This is a genomic window from Enterobacter sp. DC1, assembly GCF_000568075.1.
In the GTDB taxonomy this organism is placed as follows: Bacteria; Pseudomonadota; Gammaproteobacteria; order Enterobacterales; family Enterobacteriaceae; genus Enterobacter; species Enterobacter asburiae.
Genome location: NZ_AZUA01000011.1, coordinates 20,924 through 40,216, shown reverse-complemented (window position 1 = coordinate 40,216; position 19,293 = coordinate 20,924). Strand labels below are relative to the sequence as shown.

Annotated in this window: 21 protein-coding genes; 11 read left to right on the top strand and 10 right to left on the bottom strand. The window is 52.4% G+C overall.

Annotated features, from left to right (window positions below; genetic code table 11):
* Nucleotides 1-79 precede the first annotated feature (79 nt).
* Complete coding sequence (gene sodA / locus P346_RS01130; RefSeq protein ID WP_004203668.1) at nucleotides 80-700, bottom strand: superoxide dismutase [Mn]; 621 nt, start codon at nucleotides 698-700, stop codon at nucleotides 80-82.
* A gap of 203 nt (nucleotides 701-903) precedes the next feature.
* Complete coding sequence (locus tag P346_RS01135) at nucleotides 904-1,452, bottom strand: helix-turn-helix domain-containing protein (RefSeq protein WP_032662710.1); 549 nt, start codon at nucleotides 1,450-1,452, stop codon at nucleotides 904-906.
* 103 nt (nucleotides 1,453-1,555) lie between these two features.
* Here P346_RS01135 and P346_RS01140 point away from each other — a divergent pair, with 103 nt between their 5' ends.
* Nucleotides 1,556-2,215, top strand: coding sequence for an AzlC family ABC transporter permease (locus P346_RS01140; RefSeq protein ID WP_032662709.1), 660 nt, complete (start codon nucleotides 1,556-1,558; stop codon nucleotides 2,213-2,215).
* On the top strand, nucleotides 2,215-2,538 hold the full coding sequence (locus P346_RS01145) for an AzlD domain-containing protein (RefSeq protein ID WP_032662707.1): 324 nt from the start codon (nucleotides 2,215-2,217) through the stop codon (nucleotides 2,536-2,538). The genes P346_RS01140 and P346_RS01145 overlap by 1 nt, the downstream gene beginning before the upstream one ends.
* Nucleotides 2,539-2,577: 39 nt before the next feature.
* Here P346_RS01145 and P346_RS01150 read toward each other — a convergent pair whose 3' ends face one another.
* Together P346_RS01150 and fdhD are read right to left on the bottom strand one after the other, a co-directional pair.
* Nucleotides 2,578-2,790 carry a DUF1471 domain-containing protein gene (locus P346_RS01150; protein WP_023309747.1) on the bottom strand — a complete coding sequence of 71 codons (213 nt, stop codon included), beginning with the start codon at nucleotides 2,788-2,790 and terminating at the stop codon, nucleotides 2,578-2,580.
* A gap of 114 nt (nucleotides 2,791-2,904) precedes the next feature.
* On the bottom strand, nucleotides 2,905-3,741 hold the full coding sequence (fdhD, locus tag P346_RS01155) for a formate dehydrogenase accessory sulfurtransferase FdhD (protein WP_032662705.1): 837 nt from the start codon (nucleotides 3,739-3,741) through the stop codon (nucleotides 2,905-2,907).
* A 372-nt stretch (nucleotides 3,742-4,113) separates the two neighbouring features.
* On the opposite strand from fdhD, the gene fdnG reads away from it, so the two are divergent.
* From fdnG to fdhE, 4 genes are read left to right on the top strand one after another with little or no spacing between them, the layout of a single operon-like run.
* Nucleotides 4,114-7,164 (top strand): formate dehydrogenase-N subunit alpha, encoded by a 3,051-nt coding sequence (gene fdnG, locus P346_RS01165; RefSeq protein ID WP_121423257.1) that lies wholly within the window; start codon nucleotides 4,114-4,116, stop codon nucleotides 7,162-7,164.
* Nucleotides 7,165-7,176: 12 nt separating this feature from the next.
* Entirely contained in the window at nucleotides 7,177-8,079 is a 903-nt protein-coding gene (fdxH, locus tag P346_RS01170; protein ID WP_010436855.1) for a formate dehydrogenase subunit beta, read from the top strand.
* The gene (gene fdoI / locus P346_RS01175; protein WP_008501832.1) at nucleotides 8,076-8,711 is read left to right on the top strand and encodes a formate dehydrogenase cytochrome b556 subunit; all 636 of its coding nucleotides are present in this window, start codon (nucleotides 8,076-8,078) and stop codon (nucleotides 8,709-8,711) included. Before fdxH ends, fdoI begins: the two co-directional genes overlap by 4 nt.
* Complete coding sequence (gene fdhE, locus P346_RS01180; RefSeq protein ID WP_010436850.1) at nucleotides 8,708-9,637, top strand: formate dehydrogenase accessory protein FdhE; 930 nt, start codon at nucleotides 8,708-8,710, stop codon at nucleotides 9,635-9,637. The genes fdoI and fdhE overlap by 4 nt, the downstream gene beginning before the upstream one ends.
* A 39-nt stretch (nucleotides 9,638-9,676) precedes the next feature.
* Here the strand turns inward: fdhE and nadS are convergent, their stop codons facing one another.
* A complete protein-coding gene (gene nadS / locus P346_RS01185) occupies nucleotides 9,677-9,967 on the bottom strand; it encodes a NadS family protein (protein WP_032662702.1) in 291 nt (96 codons plus the stop codon).
* Nucleotides 9,968-10,279, bottom strand: a complete 312-nt coding sequence (locus P346_RS01190; protein ID WP_032662701.1) for a hypothetical protein — start codon at nucleotides 10,277-10,279, stop codon at nucleotides 9,968-9,970.
* Between the two features lie 229 nt (nucleotides 10,280-10,508).
* Between P346_RS01190 and P346_RS01195 the strand changes: the two genes are divergently transcribed.
* Complete coding sequence (locus tag P346_RS01195; RefSeq protein WP_032662699.1) at nucleotides 10,509-11,429, top strand: alpha/beta hydrolase; 921 nt, start codon at nucleotides 10,509-10,511, stop codon at nucleotides 11,427-11,429.
* An 8-nt stretch (nucleotides 11,430-11,437) separates the two neighbouring features.
* Here the strand turns inward: P346_RS01195 and fabY are convergent, their stop codons facing one another.
* The 4 genes from fabY to yihX are packed head-to-tail and all read right to left on the bottom strand — an operon-like array spanning nucleotide 11,438 to nucleotide 14,332.
* Nucleotides 11,438-12,379, bottom strand: a complete 942-nt coding sequence (gene fabY / locus P346_RS01200) for a fatty acid biosynthesis protein FabY (RefSeq protein ID WP_023309755.1) — start codon at nucleotides 12,377-12,379, stop codon at nucleotides 11,438-11,440.
* Between the two features lie 44 nt (nucleotides 12,380-12,423).
* Nucleotides 12,424-12,861 (bottom strand): D-aminoacyl-tRNA deacylase, encoded by a 438-nt coding sequence (dtd, locus tag P346_RS01205; RefSeq protein WP_008501836.1) that lies wholly within the window; start codon nucleotides 12,859-12,861, stop codon nucleotides 12,424-12,426.
* Nucleotides 12,858-13,739: a virulence factor BrkB family protein gene (locus tag P346_RS01210; protein WP_032662697.1), complete on the bottom strand. Its 882-nt coding sequence runs from the start codon at nucleotides 13,737-13,739 to the stop codon at nucleotides 12,858-12,860. Before P346_RS01210 ends, dtd begins: the two co-directional genes overlap by 4 nt.
* Nucleotides 13,733-14,332 (bottom strand): glucose-1-phosphatase, encoded by a 600-nt coding sequence (yihX, locus tag P346_RS01215; protein WP_032662695.1) that lies wholly within the window; start codon nucleotides 14,330-14,332, stop codon nucleotides 13,733-13,735. The genes P346_RS01210 and yihX overlap by 7 nt, the downstream gene beginning before the upstream one ends.
* 404 nt (nucleotides 14,333-14,736) lie before the next feature.
* On the opposite strand from yihX, the gene P346_RS01220 reads away from it, so the two are divergent.
* The 4 genes from P346_RS01220 (at nucleotide 14,737) to P346_RS01230 (ending at nucleotide 19,253) form a co-directional block, all read left to right on the top strand.
* On the top strand, nucleotides 14,737-15,513 hold the full coding sequence (locus P346_RS01220; RefSeq protein ID WP_032662693.1) for a hypothetical protein: 777 nt from the start codon (nucleotides 14,737-14,739) through the stop codon (nucleotides 15,511-15,513).
* A 2-nt stretch (nucleotides 15,514-15,515) separates the two neighbouring features.
* Nucleotides 15,516-15,800, top strand: coding sequence for a hypothetical protein (locus tag P346_RS23385; protein ID WP_152537880.1), 285 nt, complete (start codon nucleotides 15,516-15,518; stop codon nucleotides 15,798-15,800).
* A gap of 68 nt (nucleotides 15,801-15,868) precedes the next feature.
* Nucleotides 15,869-17,143, top strand: coding sequence for an HlyD family secretion protein (locus P346_RS01225; protein WP_032662691.1), 1,275 nt, complete (start codon nucleotides 15,869-15,871; stop codon nucleotides 17,141-17,143).
* Nucleotides 17,136-19,253: a peptidase domain-containing ABC transporter gene (locus P346_RS01230; protein ID WP_032662689.1), complete on the top strand. Its 2,118-nt coding sequence runs from the start codon at nucleotides 17,136-17,138 to the stop codon at nucleotides 19,251-19,253. The genes P346_RS01225 and P346_RS01230 overlap by 8 nt, the downstream gene beginning before the upstream one ends.
* Nucleotides 19,254-19,293 lie beyond the last annotated feature (40 nt).

The window sequence follows — 19,293 nt, the reverse complement described above, 5'->3', positions numbered from 1 at the left end:
GCAACTTGAAGTATGACGGGTATACAGATACAAAAAAAGCGAGTCATAAGACTCGCTTCTCACAGGCGTCAATGCAACCTTATTTTTTAGCGGCGAAACGCGCTGCTGCTTCGTCCCAGTTCACCACGTCCCAGAAGGCTTTGATGTAGTCCGGACGACGGTTCTGGAATTTCAGGTAGTAAGCGTGTTCCCACACGTCCAGGCCCAGGATTGGGAAGCCGGATGCGCCAGAAATCGCTTCACCCATCAGCGGGGAGTCCTGGTTAGCAGTAGAAACCACCGCCAGCTTGTCGCCTTTCAGAACCAGCCACGCCCAGCCAGAGCCGAAACGGGTTGCAGCGGCTTTTTCGAATTCCGCTTTGAAGTTGTCAACGGAGCCGAAGTCGCGTTCGATAGCCGCTTTCAGGTCGCCCTGCAGGGTGGTACCGGTCTTCAGGCCTTTCCAGAACAGGCTGTGGTTAGCGTGGCCGCCAGCGTTGTTACGCAGAACGGTTTTCTTGTCCGCTGGCAGCTGGTCCAGCTTGGTGATCAGCTCTTCAGCAGACAGGTTAGCGAACTCTGGCAGGCTTTCCAGCGCGGCGTTCGCGTTGTTCACATAGGTCTGGTGGTGTTTAGTGTGATGGATTTCCATCGTCTGCTTGTCGAAATGCGGTTCCAGTGCGTCGTAGGCATACGGCAGGGATGGCAGTGTATAACTCATAATCCTCTCCATTATTGTCGGGCGGCACAGCTGTTAATGCCGCGTAAGCAGTTGGTTCATTATAGTTAATTAAATGATATTGAAAATGATTATCAATGCCGTAGTTTTTATAAGGTTATTCGCATTCTGACAAAAGCCAAAATGGGTAATTCACTCAGGAGGTTAACGGAAGATGCTGCCGCAATGATGGCAGCATTGTCGGGTTAGTTTTGTTCCGCCACCAGCAGCGCGTGCGTATCCGGCTCCAGCGCCTTAAAGATATGCGGCTGGTCGGCGGGGTAGCAGATGTAATCCCCTGCGCCGAGCTCTTCCGGCGCGTCAAGCAGGCCGACCAGCGCCCGCCCCTGCGTCACAATAATATGTTCAACGGACCCCGGCGGATGCGGCTGGGAAATGCGGTCTGCGCCCGGCTGGGTAAGCAGGAGATATACGTCGCGTCGCGCGCCCGGTGGACATGCCGCCAGCAGTATCGCCTCGTAGTTGGCCTGTCCGGCAACGACCTTCGTCCCTTCACCACGACGGATCACCTGAGTGGTAGGCTGCTGTGGTTCGAGCAGGCGAGCGAAGGGGATATCCAGCGCCACGCAAAGCGACCACAGCGTTTCCAGGCTCGGGTTACCGTTGCCGGACTCAAGCTGAGAAAGCGTGGATTTGGCGATCCCGGCGCGGCGGGCAATTTCCGCCAGTGAAAGCCCGGTTCGCAGACGTTCTCGCACCAGGCTTTTGGCGATTACGCTGATTGGCTGCGTCATAAAACGGCCCTTTTGTTCTATAAATCGAACGAATCGTTCATCTTGAAAAACACTTCTGTTGCGTTCATTATAATGGATACACGTTCGATATGGCTAAAAATGTATGAAGCATCATCTCTCTTGCCTGAAAGGCGACACCATAAAAGCAATCATCCTGGTCTGCCTCGCGGTTGGCGTGGTCGGGATGTCATACGGCTCCCTGGCGATGGCCTACGGTTTCCCGGTCTGGGTACCGTTTGTACTCTCCATCACCGTACTCGCGGGCGCGTCAGAGTTTATGTTTATCGGCATTGTGGCAAGCGGCGGTAACCCGCTGGCGGCTGCGGCCGCGGGGTTGCTGGTCAACGCGCGGCACGTGCCGTTTGGCGTGACGGTGCGTGAACTGGTGGGCAAGCGTGGCCTGAGCCTTTTAGGCTGCCACATCATGAACGACGAAAGCGTGGTCTTTGGCCTGTCGCAAAAAACGGCCGAACAGCGCAAAGCGGCGTACTGGTTATGTGGTTTAGGCGTGGCGATTGTCTGGCCGCTGGGGGCCCTGCTGGGCGCCATGGTCGGCAAACTGCTGCCGGACCCGGAAACCATTGGCCTGGACGCGGTATTCCCGGCCATATTGCTGGCGCTGGTGGTTCCCGCGTTTAAAAACCGTACCACGCTCATCCGCGCCTGCAGCGGTGCCGTTGTGTCGCTGGCCGCCGTGCCGTTTGCCCCGGTGGGATTACCGGTGCTGCTCTCTTTACTGGGTCTCGCTGCGAGGAAAAAATAATGGGAAATATGACGTTTTTTATTCTCGGCATCGCCATTTTGTCTGCGGGCACGTATCTGATGCGTCTTGGTGGGGCGAAACTGGGCAGCAGGCTGGCATTGTCAGAGCGTTCACAGGCGCTGCTGTCAGATGCGGCAACGGTATTGCTGTTTTCCGTGGCGCTGGCGACCACGTTTTATGAAGGTGACCACTTTGCCGGTATGGCGCGCGTGCTGGGCGTGGCGTTTGCGGTGTTTCTGGCCTGGCGGAAGATGCCGTTAATTGTGGTGATCGTAGCGGCGGCAGTGGTAACCGCGCTGCTGCGCGTGGCGGGCATAAGCTAAAAAAGCGCCCCGGGGGCGCTCTTTCGACGGTGTGACGGCTTATTTAGTCAGTTCAGCAGTCATGTGTACGCGGTTACCTGAGAACGCCTGGGTAATTTTGTAAGATGACGCGCCGGCTTCCTGAGCCTGAGCCGCGATTTTCGCTTCTGCGCCATCAATGGTTGACGCGGTTGCGGTCACGGTCTGTGCAGCGAAAGAACCGAAAGAAGTAGCCAGAGCGATTACAGCGACAAAAGTTTTGATGCTTTTCATAATATAAACCCTTTCATTAAGTTGTTTAGGTAAGGCACCGTGCCTTGATGAGATAAATACTAGCCCTCATCCTGAACAACTAAAAGCGGAAGGATTTGCTATTATCATTCAAAATTATTGATTAACCATTAACCGCTGTGGATGGGTATAAACGGTCGCCCTTCCCGGCTTGCAGAAGCCCACCAGCGTCAGGTTGCAGCGCTCCGCCACCTCCACCGCCAGCGTCGTTGCGGCTGAGACCGCAAACAGGATTTCCACACCGCACATCGCGGATTTTTGCACCATCTCATAGCTGGCGCGGCTGGAAACGAGCGCCGCCCCCTGCTTCCAGACGTCACTTTCACGCGCCCGGCGACCGAGCAGCTTATCCAGCGCAACGTGGCGGCCAACGTCCTCATGTCCGCCGGCAATATCGCCCGACGGCAACACCCACGCCGCCGCGTGCGTGCAGCCGCTCAGCTGGCCGACGGGCTGTACATCGTTCAGGTGCTCGAGCGCATGGTCGAGGTGAGCCAGATCAAAGGTCTGAGTAAACGGCAGTGGCGCAACGGGTTTGCCAATATCATTGAGCTGCTCAACGCCACAGACGCCGCAGCCGGTGCGCCCGGCCAGCGCGCGGCGGCGCTCTTTCAGCCCCATGAAGCGGCGGCTGGAGAGTTCGATTTGCACTTCAAGGCCGTTGCACGCCTGCACCACGTCCATGCCGTAGATCTCCTGCGGATGGTCGATGATGCCTTCCGAGAGGGAAAAACCGATGGCGAACAGCTCAAGATCCTTCGGCGAAGCCATCATCACCACGTGGGAGATACCGTTGTAAACGAGCGCAACGGGCACCTCTTCCGCCAGAAAATCCGGCGTGGCATGGGTGATGTGGGGCGGTCTGTGTACCGACAGTTCCACAATGCCCGCAGGCAGTGGTGACGAGTGGGGAGCACGGTTTTGTTTAGACACAGCGGTATTCCTGAACAACCACGGAGGTGAGCCTGCTATTGCAGCATAATCCACAGGCGTTACGCATAGTATGGATCAACTTTTCAACAATCATTCTCCTACTCATTTAGAAGGGGTGCAACCCGACACCCGCTACACCCCTTTAACAAGCGGAGCTGTTAATGTGATCGATATCACACTTTATAATCAACATGGTGATAATACGTTCACTTTGTATTAACGCCATTAGAACAGCTGTACCGACATTGTGGTATTCTGATGATATCCCTCGTGGAATTGAGGGATTAACGCAAATTTTTTTCCTTTGCGGTCATTCTTCAGCCGCGAAGTCAAAACTACATATGTAAGCAATGTCGAAACAAGGAGTGACCCATGCAGGTCAGCAGAAGGCAGTTCTTTAAGATCTGCGCTGGCGGTATGGCAGGCACCACGGCAGCGGCACTGGGCTTTGCGCCCGGCGTAGCGCTAGCGGAAACGCGGCAGTATAAACTGCTGCGCACCCGTGAAACCCGTAATACCTGTACGTACTGCTCTGTCGGTTGCGGGCTGTTGATGTATAGCCTCGGCGACGGTGCTAAAAACGCCAAAGCGTCTATTTTCCATATCGAAGGCGACCCGGATCATCCGGTCAACCGCGGCGCATTGTGCCCGAAAGGGGCCGGTCTGGTGGACTTTATCCACTCCGAAAGCCGCCTCAAATTCCCGGAATATCGCGCGCCTGGCTCCGACAAATGGCAGCAAATCAGCTGGGAAGAGGCGTTCGACCGCATCGCAAAACACATTAAAGAAGACCGCGATGCCAACTTTGTTGAGAAGAACGCCGACGGCGTTACGGTCAACCGCTGGCTCTCCACCGGGATGCTGTGTGCCTCTGCTTCCAGCAACGAAACCGGTTATTTAACCCAGAAATTTACGCGCGCACTCGGTATGCTCGCGGTCGACAACCAGGCGCGTGTCTGACACGGACCAACGGTAGCAAGTCTTGCTCCAACATTTGGTCGCGGTGCGATGACCAACCACTGGGTCGACATCAAGAACGCCAACCTCATTGTGGTGATGGGCGGTAACGCCGCTGAAGCGCACCCTGTCGGGTTCCGCTGGGCGATGGAAGCCAAAATCCACAACGGTGCGAAACTGATTGTGATCGATCCCCGCTTTACGCGTACTGCGTCAGTGGCGGATTTCTACACCCCTATTCGTTCAGGTACTGACATCACTTTCCTGTCAGGCGTATTGCTGTACCTGATGACCAACGAAAAATATAACCGCGAATACACCGAAGCCTATACCAACGCCAGCCTGATCGTGCGTGAGGATTACCACTTCGAAGATGGCCTGTTCAGCGGTTACGACGCCGAAAAACGCAAATACGACAAAACCAGCTGGAACTACGAGCTGGATGAAAAAGGCTTTGCGAAGCGCGATACCACCCTGCAACACCCGCGCTGCGTGTGGAACCTGCTGAAAGAGCACGTATCCCGCTACACGCCGGAGGTTGTCGAAAACATCTGCGGGACGCCGAAGGCAGACTTCCTGAAGGTGTGCGAGCTGATCGCCGAAACCAGCGCGAAGGACAAAACCGCGTCGTTCCTGTACGCCCTCGGCTGGACGCAGCACTCCATCGGTGCGCAGAACATCCGTACCATGGCGATGGTTCAGCTCCTGCTCGGCAACATGGGGATGGCAGGCGGCGGCGTGAACGCCCTGCGCGGTCACTCCAACATTCAGGGTCTGACCGACCTCGGCCTGCTGTCTCAAAGCCTGCCGGGTTACATGAACCTGCCAAGCGAGAAACAGACCGATCTGCAAACCTACCTGACGGCCAGCACGCCTAAACCGCTGCTCGAAGGCCAGGTGAACTACTGGGGCAACTATCCGAAGTTCTTCGTCTCAATGATGAAAGCCTTCTTCGGCGACAAAGCGACGGCGGAAAACAGCTGGGGCTTTGACTGGCTGCCGAAGTGGGACAAAGGCTACGACGTTCTGCAGTATTTCGAGATGATGCACCAGGGCAAAGTGAACGGCTATCTGTGCCAGGGCTTTAACCCGGTTGCCTCGTTCCCGAACAAGAACAAGGTTGTTGAGTCTCTGTCGAAGCTGAAGTTCCTGGTGACGATTGACCCGCTCAATACCGAAACCTCAACCTTCTGGCAGAACCACGGTGAATCGAACGACGTCGATCCATCGAAGATTCAGACCGAAGTGTTCCGTCTGCCGTCTACCTGCTTCGCGGAAGAGAACGGTTCTATCGTCAACTCCGGACGCTGGCTGCAATGGCACTGGAAAGGCGCGGACGCCCCGGGCATCGCCATGAATGACGGCGAGATCCTGGCCGGCATCTTCTTACGCCTGCGTAAGATGTATGCGGCAGAAGGCGGCGCGAACCCGGAACCGGTGCTGAACATGACCTGGAACTACTCGACGCCGGAAAACCCAGCGCCGGAAGAAGTGGCGATGGAGAGCAACGGTAAGGCGCTGGCGGACGTTATCGACCCGGCCACCGGTACCGTGCTGGCGAAGAAAGGCGATCAGCTCAGCACCTTCGCGCACCTGCGCGATGACGGCACGACCTCCAGCGGCTGCTGGATCTTTGCCGGTAGCTGGACGCCGAAGGGCAACCAGATGGCCAACCGCGATAACGCCGACCCGTCGGGCCTCGGCAATACGCTGGGCTGGGCATGGGCATGGCCGCTCAACCGCCGCATCCTCTATAACCGCGCATCCGCTGACCCGCAGGGCAACCCGTGGGATCCGAAGCGTCAGCTTCTGAAGTGGGACGGCGCGAAATGGGGCGGCGTGGATATTCCGGACTACAGCACTGCCGCACCGGGCAGCGACGTTGGGCCGTTTATCATGCAGCCTGAAGGGATGGGACGCCTGTTTGCTATCGATAAGATGGCGGAAGGTCCGTTCCCGGAACACTACGAGCCGTTTGAGACGCCGCTGGGCACCAACCCGCTGCACCCGAACGTGGTCTCTAACCCGGCAGCCCGTATCTTTAAGGGCGATTTCGAAGCGCTGGGTAAAAAGGACAAGTTCCCGTACGTGGGCACCACCTACCGTCTGACCGAGCACTTCCACTACTGGACCAAGCACGCGCTGCTTAACGCCATCGCGCAGCCGGAACAGTTTGTGGAGATCGGCGAGAAGCTGGCGGGCAAGCTCGGCATCGCCCATGGCGATACCGTGAAGGTCTCCTCTAACCGCGGCTATATTAAAGCCAAGGCGGTGGTGACCAAGCGTATCCGCACGCTGAACGTTCACGGTCAGCAGGTTGATACCATCGGTATTCCGATCCACTGGGGCTATGAGGGCGTGGCGAAGAAGGGGTTCATTGCAAACACCCTGACGCCGTTCGTTGGCGATGCGAACACGCAGACGCCGGAGTTTAAGGCCTTCCTCGTGAACGTGGAAAAGGTGTAACGGAGACGACTTATGGCTTATCAATCTCAAGACATTATCCGTCGTTCCGCGACTAACAGTTTCACGCCCGCGCCTCAGGCGCGAGACCACCAGCAGGAAGTGGCGAAGCTTATCGACGTGACCACCTGTATCGGCTGTAAAGCCTGTCAGGTGGCGTGTTCAGAGTGGAACGACCTGCGTGACGAAGTGGGTCACAACGTCGGGGTGTATGACAACCCGGCGGACCTGACCGCCAAGTCCTGGACGGTGATGCGTTTCTCGGAAGTGGAGCAGAACGACAAACTGGAATGGCTTATTCGCAAAGACGGCTGTATGCACTGTGCGGATCCGGGCTGCCTGAAGGCATGCCCGTCAGAAGGGGCTATCATTCAGTATGCTAACGGCATCGTCGACTTCCAGTCCGAACAGTGCATCGGCTGCGGCTACTGCATCGCGGGCTGCCCGTTCGACGTTCCGCGCCTGAACCCGGAAGACAACCGCGTCTACAAATGCACGCTGTGCGTTGACCGCGTCACCGTCGGCCAGGAGCCAGCGTGCGTGAAGACCTGCCCAACCGGCGCTATCCACTTTGGCTCCAAAGAGGATATGAAAACGCTGGCGGCAGAGCGCGTGGGCGAGCTGAAAACCCGTGGTTACGACAACGCGGGCCTGTACGATCCGGCCGGGGTTGGCGGTACGCACGTCATGTACGTGCTGCACCACGCCGACAAGCCGAACCTGTATCACGGCCTGCCGGAGAATCCGGAAATCAGCGCCACCGTGAAGTTCTGGAAAGGCATCTGGAAACCGCTGGCAGCGGTCGGTTTTGCTGCCACCTTCGCAGCGAGCATCTTCCACTACGTCGGCGTTGGTCCGAACCGCGCGGAAGAGGAAGACGACAACCTGCATGAAGAGAAAGACGAGGTGCGCAAATGAGAAAACGTGACACCATCGTGCGCTACACCGCGCCGGAACGCATCAACCACTGGGTCACCGCCTTCTGCTTCATGCTGGCGGCGATAAGCGGGCTGGGGTTCTTCTTCCCATCCTTCAACTGGCTGATGCAGATCATGGGGACACCACAGCTGGCGCGTATTCTGCACCCGTTTGTGGGCGTCATCATGTTCGCGTCGTTTATCATCATGTTTTTCCGCTACTGGCACCATAACCTAATCAATCGGGATGATATCTTTTGGGCGAAGAATATTCGTAAGATCGTCGTCAACGAAGAAGTGGGTGATACCGGGCGTTATAACTTCGGCCAGAAATGCGTATTCTGGGCGGCGATTATCTTCCTGGTCCTGTTGCTGGTGAGCGGCGTGATCATCTGGCGTCCGTACTTTGCGCCTGCTTTCTCAATCCCGGTGATCCGATTCGCGCTGATGCTGCATTCATTTGCCGCAGTGGCGTTAATTGTGGTTATCATGGTGCATATCTACGCCGCCCTCTGGGTGAAAGGCACCATTACCGCGATGGTGGAAGGATGGGTAACCAGTACGTGGGCGAAGAAACATCACCCGCGCTGGTACCGTGAGGTCCGCCAGAAACAGGAAAAGTCATCTGAATGAGTATTCGCATAATCCCGCAAGATGAGCTGGGGTCGAGCGAGAAACGCACGGCGGATTATATTCCGCCGTTGTTATTCCCCAGACTCAAGAACCTCTACAACCGCCGCGCAGAGCGTCTGCGCGAGCTGGCAGAGAACAACCCGCTGGGCGATTTTCTGCGCTTTGCCGCGCTGGTTGCCCACGCGCAGGAAGTGGTGCTGTACGACCACCCGCTGCAAATGGATCTGACCGCGCGCATCAAAGAAGCCAACGCGCAGGGCAAGCCGCCGCTGGACATTCACGTCCTGCCGCGCGACAAGCACTGGCAAAAGCTGCTGCATTCGCTGATTGCCGAGCTGAAGCCGGAGATGAGCGGCACCGCGCTGGCGGTCATTGAGAATCTGGAAAAAGCCTCTGACCTGGAGCTGGAAGAGATGGCGAGCGCGCTGTTTGCCTCCGACTTCTCTCTGGTCAGCAGCGATAAAGCACCGTTCATCTGGGCTGCGCTGTCGCTCTACTGGGCGCAAATGGCCAGCCTGATCCCGGGCAAAGCCCGCGCCGAATACGGCGAGGCGCGCCAGTTTTGCCCGGTCTGCGGCTCCATGCCGGTATCGAGCATGGTGCAAATCGGCACCACTCAGGGGCTGCGCTATCTGCACTGCAACCTGTGTGAAACCGAGTGGCACGTGGTGCGCATCAAGTGCAGCAACTGCGAGCAGACCCGCGATCTCAACTACTGGTCGCTGGAAAATGAAGAAGCCGCGGTGAAAGCGGAAAGCTGCGGCGACTGCGGGACCTACCTGAAGATTCTGTATCAGGAAAAAGACCCGAAAGTCGAAGCGGTGGCCGACGATCTCGCCTCGCTGATTCTGGACGCGAAGATGGAGCAGGAGGGCTTTGCCCGCAGCTCGATCAACCCGTTCCTGTTCCCAGGTGAAGGGGAGTAATTTCCATTTAGCCCGGTCAGCTCTTTGCTGCTGGGCTAATTACTGCGAAAGTGCAGGGATAACATGTTGCGGATCGTTGGCAATAGCCCGCAGCAGCGCTTTAGCCGGGCCTGTAGGTGAACGCCTGCCTTGTTCCCAGTTACGCAGTGTATCGACACTAACAGAAATTAAATTCGCGAATTTACTCTGCGATAGCCCGGACGCCTGACGAATTTCTTTAATTTTTATCGCATCGATTTGAAAGGTTCGCGATGGCTCACGTTTGCCCTCGGCGATTTCGTTCATTTGCGCCATGCTTTGGGTTAATCGCTCAAACAGCGCCTTATCCATTTACCACCTCTCAATCACCTTTTTCAGAATGGCTTTCTCACTTGCAGAAAGGTCATCTTTGATTCCTTTGCGATAGATGAGCAGCAGTCTAATTTCATACTCACGCGTACGATGAAAATAGATGACTCTGACTCCACCACGCTTCCCCTTACCGCCAGCAAGCCAGCGAATCTTTCGCAGGCCTCCCGTATTCTGGATAAGATCGCCGAACTCCGGTTGCGTAGCCAGGAATACCTGGAACCTATGATATTCGTCGTCATCCAGTAACGTTTTGACGTCTTCTGTGAAAATATCCGTTTCAATGAATAGCATAAGTTATACGCCATTGGCTTATAGTAGCAAACATCCAATGTACGTCAATGACGTACCCCTAATATAAGTTACGTTATTGCGATTTTGGTTACTTATCCATCTGTTTCATCAAGTGATGTTGGTTTCTGCGAGCCGTTTTCCAGATCACTGGTTTCACACAATCTGATGTTTTCTTCTGCATTAAACCAGGTTATAAGACTGTGTATGCATACAGCAAAAGGACGCCGCCATGGCTCTTGAAAAGGGTATTGATAAGCTTGTTCAAGATTTTATTGCTGCAGGAAGACCTTCCTCGCGAAAGCAAGATATTGATGACCGGAGGGCCGGGTATGTCGCCAGCACAGAACTGGCCGGGAAGACAGAAACGCGCGTCCAGGTTGAAACGCATGTTCTTGAAGGTATGACCTTTCGGGTATTTTCGCCCCTCAATGCACCAGAAACACTACCTGCTGCCATCTACTATCACGGCGGCTGTTTTGTTAGCGGTGGTTTTGATACCCATGATAATCAGCTTCGCCAGTTGGCGTTTAAAGGAAACTGCCGGATCGTTGCGGTTCAGTACAGGTTGGCACCAGAGCATACCTTCCCCGCCGCACATGACGATGCTGAAAGAAGTGCAGATCTGGTCTGGCAGTATGCGGACAAATTAGGCGTGGATAAGAACAGGCTCACCCTCTGTGGAGACAGTGCAGGAGGGCATCTGGCGCTGGTAACGGCGCTGAGGCTTAAGGTTAAAAAGCTGTGGCAACCTGTGCAGCTTATTCTTATCTATCCTATGCTCGACGCCACGGCCAGCTTTGAAAGTTATGCCCTTAATGGCACGGATTATATTATCACGCGCGATACCCTGCTCAGCGGGTATGAAATGTATCTCGCAGAGACTGACCGCCAGCATCCGGAAGCCAGCCCGCTATGGCGCGATGATTTTTACGGGCTTCCGCCAGTGCACATCATTACCGCAGAGTACGATCCGCTGTGCGATGAGGGAGAAATGTTGTATCAGCATCTGACTGAGCAGGGTGTGAAATGTACTGCTCAGCGCTGGCTGGGCGTCATCCATGGCTTCTTTCAGCTTGGCGGCGTCAGCCAGTCAGCGCGAGACGTTATGCGGGATATCGCCGGGCGGATTAAGCACGCCCGAGGAGAGTGAACAGAAGATTACTCCTCCTCGTTCCCACCCTCTTCATACGCGCCGAAGGGCTTCGCCGGAAGAACAATGTAGGTCCCTTCAAACACCGCACCCGGTGTTTTATCGCCAAACAGTTCAACCTGCATTTGTACGCGGGCTTTGCGGCCGCGTGCCAGGCGGTCGAGATCGCCACCCAGTGATCCCAGATCGGCCACGGCGCTCGGCTTGCCGCTTATCGGTGCGCTATAGCGAATGTGGGCATCGGCGAGAATGATGGTTCCGCCCAGATGACGCTCGCGAAGCATCAGCCAGATGAGACCCCACCCGGTGAGCGTCGCGAGGGAAAACAGACTTCCGGCAAACAGGGTGTGGTGCGGGTTCTGATTGCCGGTTTCCGGCATGGTGGTAATAAATTTTTGTCCGGTGTACTGCTGAATGCGGACGCCCATTTTTTCGCTGAGCGGAATGTGCTGATACCAGGCCTGCTGCAGCTGTCCACACCAGTCGGCGCGATGAAGAATATCATCCAGCGTGGCGATGGGTTTGATCATCAAAAAATGACGGATCGGCGTGGTTTGCGGGGTTGTGATTTCCCCCTGATTCACAAAACCGAGCTTGGCAAAAAATTCTACGGCATCTTCGCGGGCGCTACAGGTCACGCGCTTAACGCCTTCCTGACGGGCGACGGACTCAAGGGTCATCGCCATTAGCGTTCCCAGACCTTTGTCCTGAACGGAGGGATGAACCGCCATAAAGCGAATCGACGCTTCGTTATCGGCGTTGATATACAAGCGCCCGACGGCGACGAGGTTACCCTCTTCGTCCATCACCATCTGATGGTGGGCCATCGCATCCCAGGCGTCGCGTTCAGATCCTTTTGGCTGATGCAGTGGCTTGCGCAGCATTTCCCAGCGGAACTGGTAATAAGCGTCTAACTCTTCTTCCGTTTGCGGTACTCGAAGGTGATACATAGCTGTACTCTCTCTTGTTACCCGCGGCCACGCCGCCAGTTGGCTCATACCTGGAGCCAGAATGTGACGGGGCCATCGTTCACCAGCGAAACCTGCATATCTGCAGCGAATCGTCCGGTTTGCGTATTCATTTCCTGCTGGCGACAACGCTCAACAAAGTACTCGTATAGTGCTTCTGCACGATCCGGCGCGGCGCCTTTAGAGAAGCTCGGGCGCATGCCGCGTTCGGTATCCGCTGCCAGCGTAAACTGGGAAACCACCAGCACGCTGCCGCCCGCCTGCTGGACGTTCAGGTTCATCTTGCCTTCCGCATCGCTGAAAATACGGTAGCCCAGCACGCGCTCACACAAGCGGTTGGCTTTTTGTTCGTCGTCATCCTTTTCGACACCTAACAACACCAAAAGTCCTGGGCCAATTTCACCCGTCACCTCTCCCTCCACGGTGACGCTGGCACGGGTTACGCGCTGTATCAATGCAATCATGGTTGGTCTGCTTCTAATTGTTTTTCAGCTTCTGCTGCTTTTTTAAGTTCGCGGTACACACCGAGAGTGACAGTTATTTCGGCACCAAGCAAGACGATACACCAGGTCCAGTAGACCCAGACAAACAAAATGGGGATCACCGCCAGCACGCCGTAAATCAGCTGATAAGACGGGAACATGGTGATGTAGAGCGCAAACCCTTTTTTACCGAGCTCAAAAAGCAGCGCCGCCACCAGCGCCCCCACAACCGCATCGCGGTTAGGCACGCGCGTGGTCGGCACGACGCTATAGAGCAGCCAGAACGAGAGCCACGACAGGATCAGCGGGAAGATGCGAAGCGCATTATCAATAGCGCCGTTTAGATCACTCGCCCAGCGCAAGGAAAGGAGATACGAACTGATCGCCAGGCTCGCCCCGGCCAGCAGCGGCCCCAGCGTGAGAATCATCCAGTACACGGCAAATGAATACACCTTTGGTCGTGCTTTTTTACTCCGCCAGATCGTGTTCAGCGCGTTATCAATGGCGTACATCAGCAGCAGCGCCGTGACGATAAGACCGCACGCCCCTACTGCCGTCATCTTGCTGGAATTAGCAACAAACTGCTCGATGTAGTTCTGGATGACATCCCCGGTTGCAGGAATGAAATTCGCGAAGACAAAATGACGAAGCTGCAGGCTGACGTCCGCAAACATCGGAAAGGCGGAAAACAGGGCAAAGATGACCGCTACCAGCGGCACTAATGAGAGCAACGACACGTAGGCGAGGTTACCCGCCAGCGTGGTCATGTTGTCCTCATCAATACGGTGCCAGAGCAGTTTCAGCCAGGCCCTCAGCGGGCGAGTATGATGCGTGGCTTTTTGATGAACGGTTTTTAGCATAGCTGCTTCGCAAAGTAGTTTGGTATCGTCTCTTTTCCGGTCACCAGAATTGACGTTATACCTAACTGGTTAGCTCCCTCTATATTATCGGCGTTGTCGTCGAAAAAGACCGCATCGGCCGCGGTGAATCCCTCTGACTGCAGAACAGCCTGATAAATTCGCGCTTCAGGCTTACGCATCCCCATCTCTTGCGAAAGATAGATCTTGTCGGCCGCCGCCTTAACTTCAGGGTATTCCTCAGGCCAGAACGTGGTGTGCAGACGGTTGGTATTTGACAACACAACGACCCGATGGCCCTGCTCGCGAAGCTTATGCATGATGTCGATCGCTTCTGGCCGGATGGCGACAAATACTGCCTGCCAGCCGTGTGAAAACTGTTCGTAGCTCAACGGTAGATCCATCTCCTGACAGAAACGTTCAGCGAATTCTTCATCGTCGATCTCGCCGCGTTCATGCTGATGGAAGGTCTCGCCCATCGCGAAATTTTGCTTCAGTGTCGCCAGCGGAACGCGGCTAAAGTCGCTCCATGCACCCAGCACGCGATTAAAATCGATATCGACGATTACGTTTCCTAAATCAAAGATATAAAGCATGGTTATCTCCTGCTCGCCGTGGAGAGATAACTGTAGCGGGAAAGATAAAGTTTGGCTATGCACGAGATTCAGCTGAGAGGGAGCAGTATGAAGAACAAAAATTTAGCCCTGGAAGATGATATTGGCTTCCGGGCGATAGGAGGGATGGGTTTTATTTAAGTGCGTTTTTGCGAAGATATATGTTTTAGATCATTTTGCAAAAATTATAGAAAAGCGCTTCCATAAAATTTTTTCTCATCACCATATTCCCCAGTTTTTGCCATGGCAATCCCATTTCTCGCGGCTTTGCGAGAAATCGCAACAAGTTTACTTTACTTAAATTTACATTTAGATACAAATACTCTATTTATCTTCTTTTTTATAATGCTAAGTTTACATTACTTTACACATGGAGCTGCACTTTCGTGAAGATTAAAAAGGGATACGTCCTCAGTGCCGTTTTAATAGCAATACTCTGCGCTTTCGCTATTTATTCATACAATGCCTACCAATTTAAAAAAGCCAGCAGAGATATTTTATATCAACTCTCTAGCCAATTAATTGTGAAGCAAGGGCTTGAACCAAAATCTTCAACCCACCTCGTTTTTGATACGTTATATATCGACGGAAACATATCCAAAGATGATGACAAAATCATTGTGGGACTTATCCAAAAAAACTTTATCCCTGTCAGAACAATATCGATAAACAGTGGTGGCGGCGATGTCGAAACTGCAATCAAAATAGCACGAATTATTCGTGATAAAGAAATTAACATTGAGGTCAGGCGATTATGCCTTTCTTCCTGTGCTAACTATCTTTTCCCAGCGGCAAAAAACAAAATCATCAACTATGGTTCTATTATTGGTTTCCATGGGTCACCTAATTCTGATGACAATAAGTTAACAACTACAGTTAACGGAGAAATCAATACAGACACAACGATAACAGATCGCATTTTCTCAGAAATAAGAAAAACGGATAAAGCATTCTACAAAGATATAAATGTGTCATGGATGATGCCACTTTGCGGGCAAAAAGAAAATATAGGTGATCCAGACACAGGTCTGTCGACGTACAGCGAAAAGGATTTTACGCGTTTTGGCGTAAAAAACATTTCATTCACGGATGGTGAAATGGTATGGAAAAAGTCTATGGATATTATGGGTATACCTTTTGCTCACTATTGCAAGGAACATTAATAATGCGTGAACTCAATGAAAGTGAATTAAGTAGCGTCAGCGGTGCAGGAATGTGGGGTTCTATCGGTAGTGCGATTGGTGGGATGTTCGGTGGTGGTAGTGCTGGTTGTAATGGCAGCTATTCTCACACCAGCACCACTAATAAAGATGGTTCTCACTCTGAAAGCACATCCTTTAGCGGTGGTTGCTCGGTTAACGTTGGTGGTAAAAGCGGTGGTTCATCAAAAGGTAATGGTGGTTCGAAAAGTGGTGGTGGCCGCCAGGGTAATGATCACGGTAGACATTAATTCCTGAATCATTATAACTCATAGCCGCTGATATTTAGCGGCTATTTCCACCCTGCAAGAGGCCAGATATGTTTCGCAAGGAAGCTATTGAATATCAGAGTACCCGGTGGGAAGGGAAAGCCGTTCTTCTGCCGGGCATCCCTTTTGCTTTTATCATATTGCTCAGCATTGTGTTTATTGCTTCCATTTCTATTTTTATTACCAAAGGTTCCTATACCCGTCGCGTCATCGTTCACGGTGAAGTAACCACTTTCCCTGGCTCAGTGAATATCTCTGCATCAATGCAGGGTACAGTCGTGAAGAGTTTTGTTAATGAAGGCGATCGCGTAAAAAAAGGTGACGCTCTCTTTCTCATTCATTCGGGTGTATCGACGCAATCAGGCCTGGTTGATGAGAATAAAAAAAAGGAGATCGCGCTACAGATAAACAGTATCAGCGTAATGATGGCAAATTTGAACTCTTCGAAAAAACGTACGCTCAACGCGCTGATGACTCAAAAAGATCATTATCAGTCCAGTTTTAATACCTCATCAGGATTACTCGTGCAGGCTGAGCGGGAACTGCATCAGATTGAGAAGAACGTTAACGATTACCGTAGTTATCAGGAAAAAGGTCTAGTCACCAAAGACCAGATGAGCAGTCAAAACGCACTACTCTATCAACAGCAGAGCAATGTTTCTGACCTGGTCGCCAGAAAATCACAAGACCAGGTTCAGGTCGATACGCTCAATCAGCAAATCCAGTCCCAGGGCGCTGATTATGACCATCAGATTTACCAGCTTGAGCAACAAAAATACGAGCTGGAAAAAGAAAAGTTAAATACAGAAGCGGAAGGTAATTATGTCATCGAGGCAACAGCCGATGGCTTAATCGACTCCATCAATACGGCGCAAGGTAAGATGATCGGCGCAGGCGATGTACTAGCGCGAGTTCAGCAGAATATCCATTCACCATGCTATCTCGAAACCTGGGTTCCGGATGAAGTTCTTCCTTATCTGGCGATTGGCCAGCGCGTTAATGTCAGTTACGACGCCTTTCCTTATGAAAAATTTGGTCAGTTCAGGGCATCAATATCAGCAATATCCAGGCTTCCGGCATCGAAGCCAGAACTTCTGTCAAAACAGACCATCGCACACGAATTCTATGACGATAAAAAGTCCTGGTACAAAATCATGATCAAACCTGACCTACAGTCTGTGCAAGTTCATGGAAAACAACTCTCACTGAGCCAGGGAGCTAAAGCGCAGATTTCTCTTTTCCTTGAAAAGAGACATATCTATGAGTGGTTATTATCGCCCTTTTACGAAATGAAAATGAGCGTAACGGACGCGGGTAATGAATAAACTTTATACACTTGAGACGCTGCTGCGCAAGTTGGATCTGAGAATATTTAAACGCATCCCAGTTGTCTTTCAAACTGAAGCGTCCGAATGTGGCCTGGCCTGTCTTTCAATGATATGCAGTTTTTATGGCAAGCAGGTCGATCTACTGCAACTCCGGCAACAATTCAATTTGTCATCACGTGGGGTCAACCTCCATGCGATAAAAGCAATTGCCAGTGAACTGGAGATGTCGTCACGCGCATTGTCCGTGGACCTTCAGGAATTACATGCCGTGCGTAAGCCCTGCATATTGCATTGGGATTTTAACCATTTTGTCGTACTGATTAAGGTCGATAAGAACAGCGCGGTGATCCACGACCCTGCGTTTGGACGACGGGTGATTAGCATGCCTGAATTGTCCCAACATTTTACTGGTGTTGTGCTTGAGGTATGGCCGGGAACCACTTTCTCAGTTCAAAAGAAGCAAAACAGGTTAAAAGCCACCACGTTATTAAAGAATATCAATGGACTGATGACATCACTGGCGAAGATATTTTTCTTATCGCTGGTGATTGAGTTGATCAGCCTGCTGTTGCCTGTGGGAACACAATTAGTCACGGATAATGTCATTGCATCCGGAGATTACGGTTTACTTAATATCATCTGTCTTGGGCTGTTTATTCTGATTCTGTTACGTTTGACGGTCAGTATCATTCGCTCCTGGACCACGCTGATACTGGGAACACTCATCGACGTCCAGTGGAGTTTTAGCCTCTTTTCTCACCTTATTAAGCTACCGACCACCTATTTTGAAAGACGCAAACTGGGGGACATTCAGTCTCGTTTCCACTCGCTTGATGTTATACGGGCCACTTTTACCACAGGTTTAACTGGTAGCATTATTGATACGCTAATGCTCATGGGTTTGCTGGTAATGATGTTTTTATACAACCTGCAGCTCAGCATGATAGTGGTATCTTTTACCGCAATATACACCTTCATTCGATTTGCTACCTATCGATACTATCGCCAGTTATCCGAAGAAGAGTTAATCAAGGAAGCACGTCTTAATTCTTATTTTATGGAAACCCTGTACGGTATCGCGACGATTAAGATTCAGGGGATGACTGACCTGAGAATCAATAACTGGTTTAATCTTTTTTCAGATAAGGTCAATACCGGCATTCGTTTGACGCGAATGGATCTCTTCTTTGGTGGTGTCGTCTCTTTTATCGCCGCCTGCGACCAAATTGTTATCCTGTGGGTTAGCGGCAGACTGATGATGGATAGTCATTTAACCATCGGTATGTTTATCGCGTTTAATACCTTTAGGAGTCAGTTCTATGACCGAATAAATGCCCTGATCAACTTTATCATTCAGCTGAAGCTCATCAACTTACATAATGAACGCGTTGCCGATATTGCGCTGCAGGAAGCATCTTCTTCAACGGCCACTAGTCCGCTGCGTTTACCACACGGAGCCTTAACGCTCGAAACTCAGGATCTGACCTACCGATATGATAACCATGCGGACCCTATATTCAGCAAACTGAATCTGACCGTTCATGCCGGGGAGAGTATTGCTATCACGGGCGTATCGGGTGCAGGTAAAAGCACCTTGATGAAAGTGTTGTGCGGTTTATTCGAACCGTCGAACGGCTGCGTCCGAATTAATGGCATTGATATTAGGCAACTTGGTTTTGAGCATTATGCTGAACGCATTGCCTGTATCATGCAAGAAGATAAGTTGTTTTCAGGCTCTATCAAAGAGAATATCGCCGGTTTTCGGCCTGACATTGACGAGCAATGGATGGTGCAATGCGCCATCGCAAGCCATATTCATAATGACATTTTAAAGCTACCAATGGGTTACGAGACACTGATTGGTGAACTTGGGGAAGGGTTGTCCGGGGGTCAAAAACAGCGGATTTATATTGCCCGGGCTTTATACCGCAAACCGGGTATTTTATTCATGGACGAGGCGACCAGCCACCTTGATAAAACCAGTGAAAGTCAGGTCAATCAGTCTATACAGGCGATGAACATCACCAGGATTATTATCGCGCACCGCGAAACCACGATTTCATCGGCAGATCGGGTGTTCGTGATAAATGGAGCAGAGTTACCCTAATCGGTCAATTTCGCAGGAAAGAGATAGCTTCGGGACATAA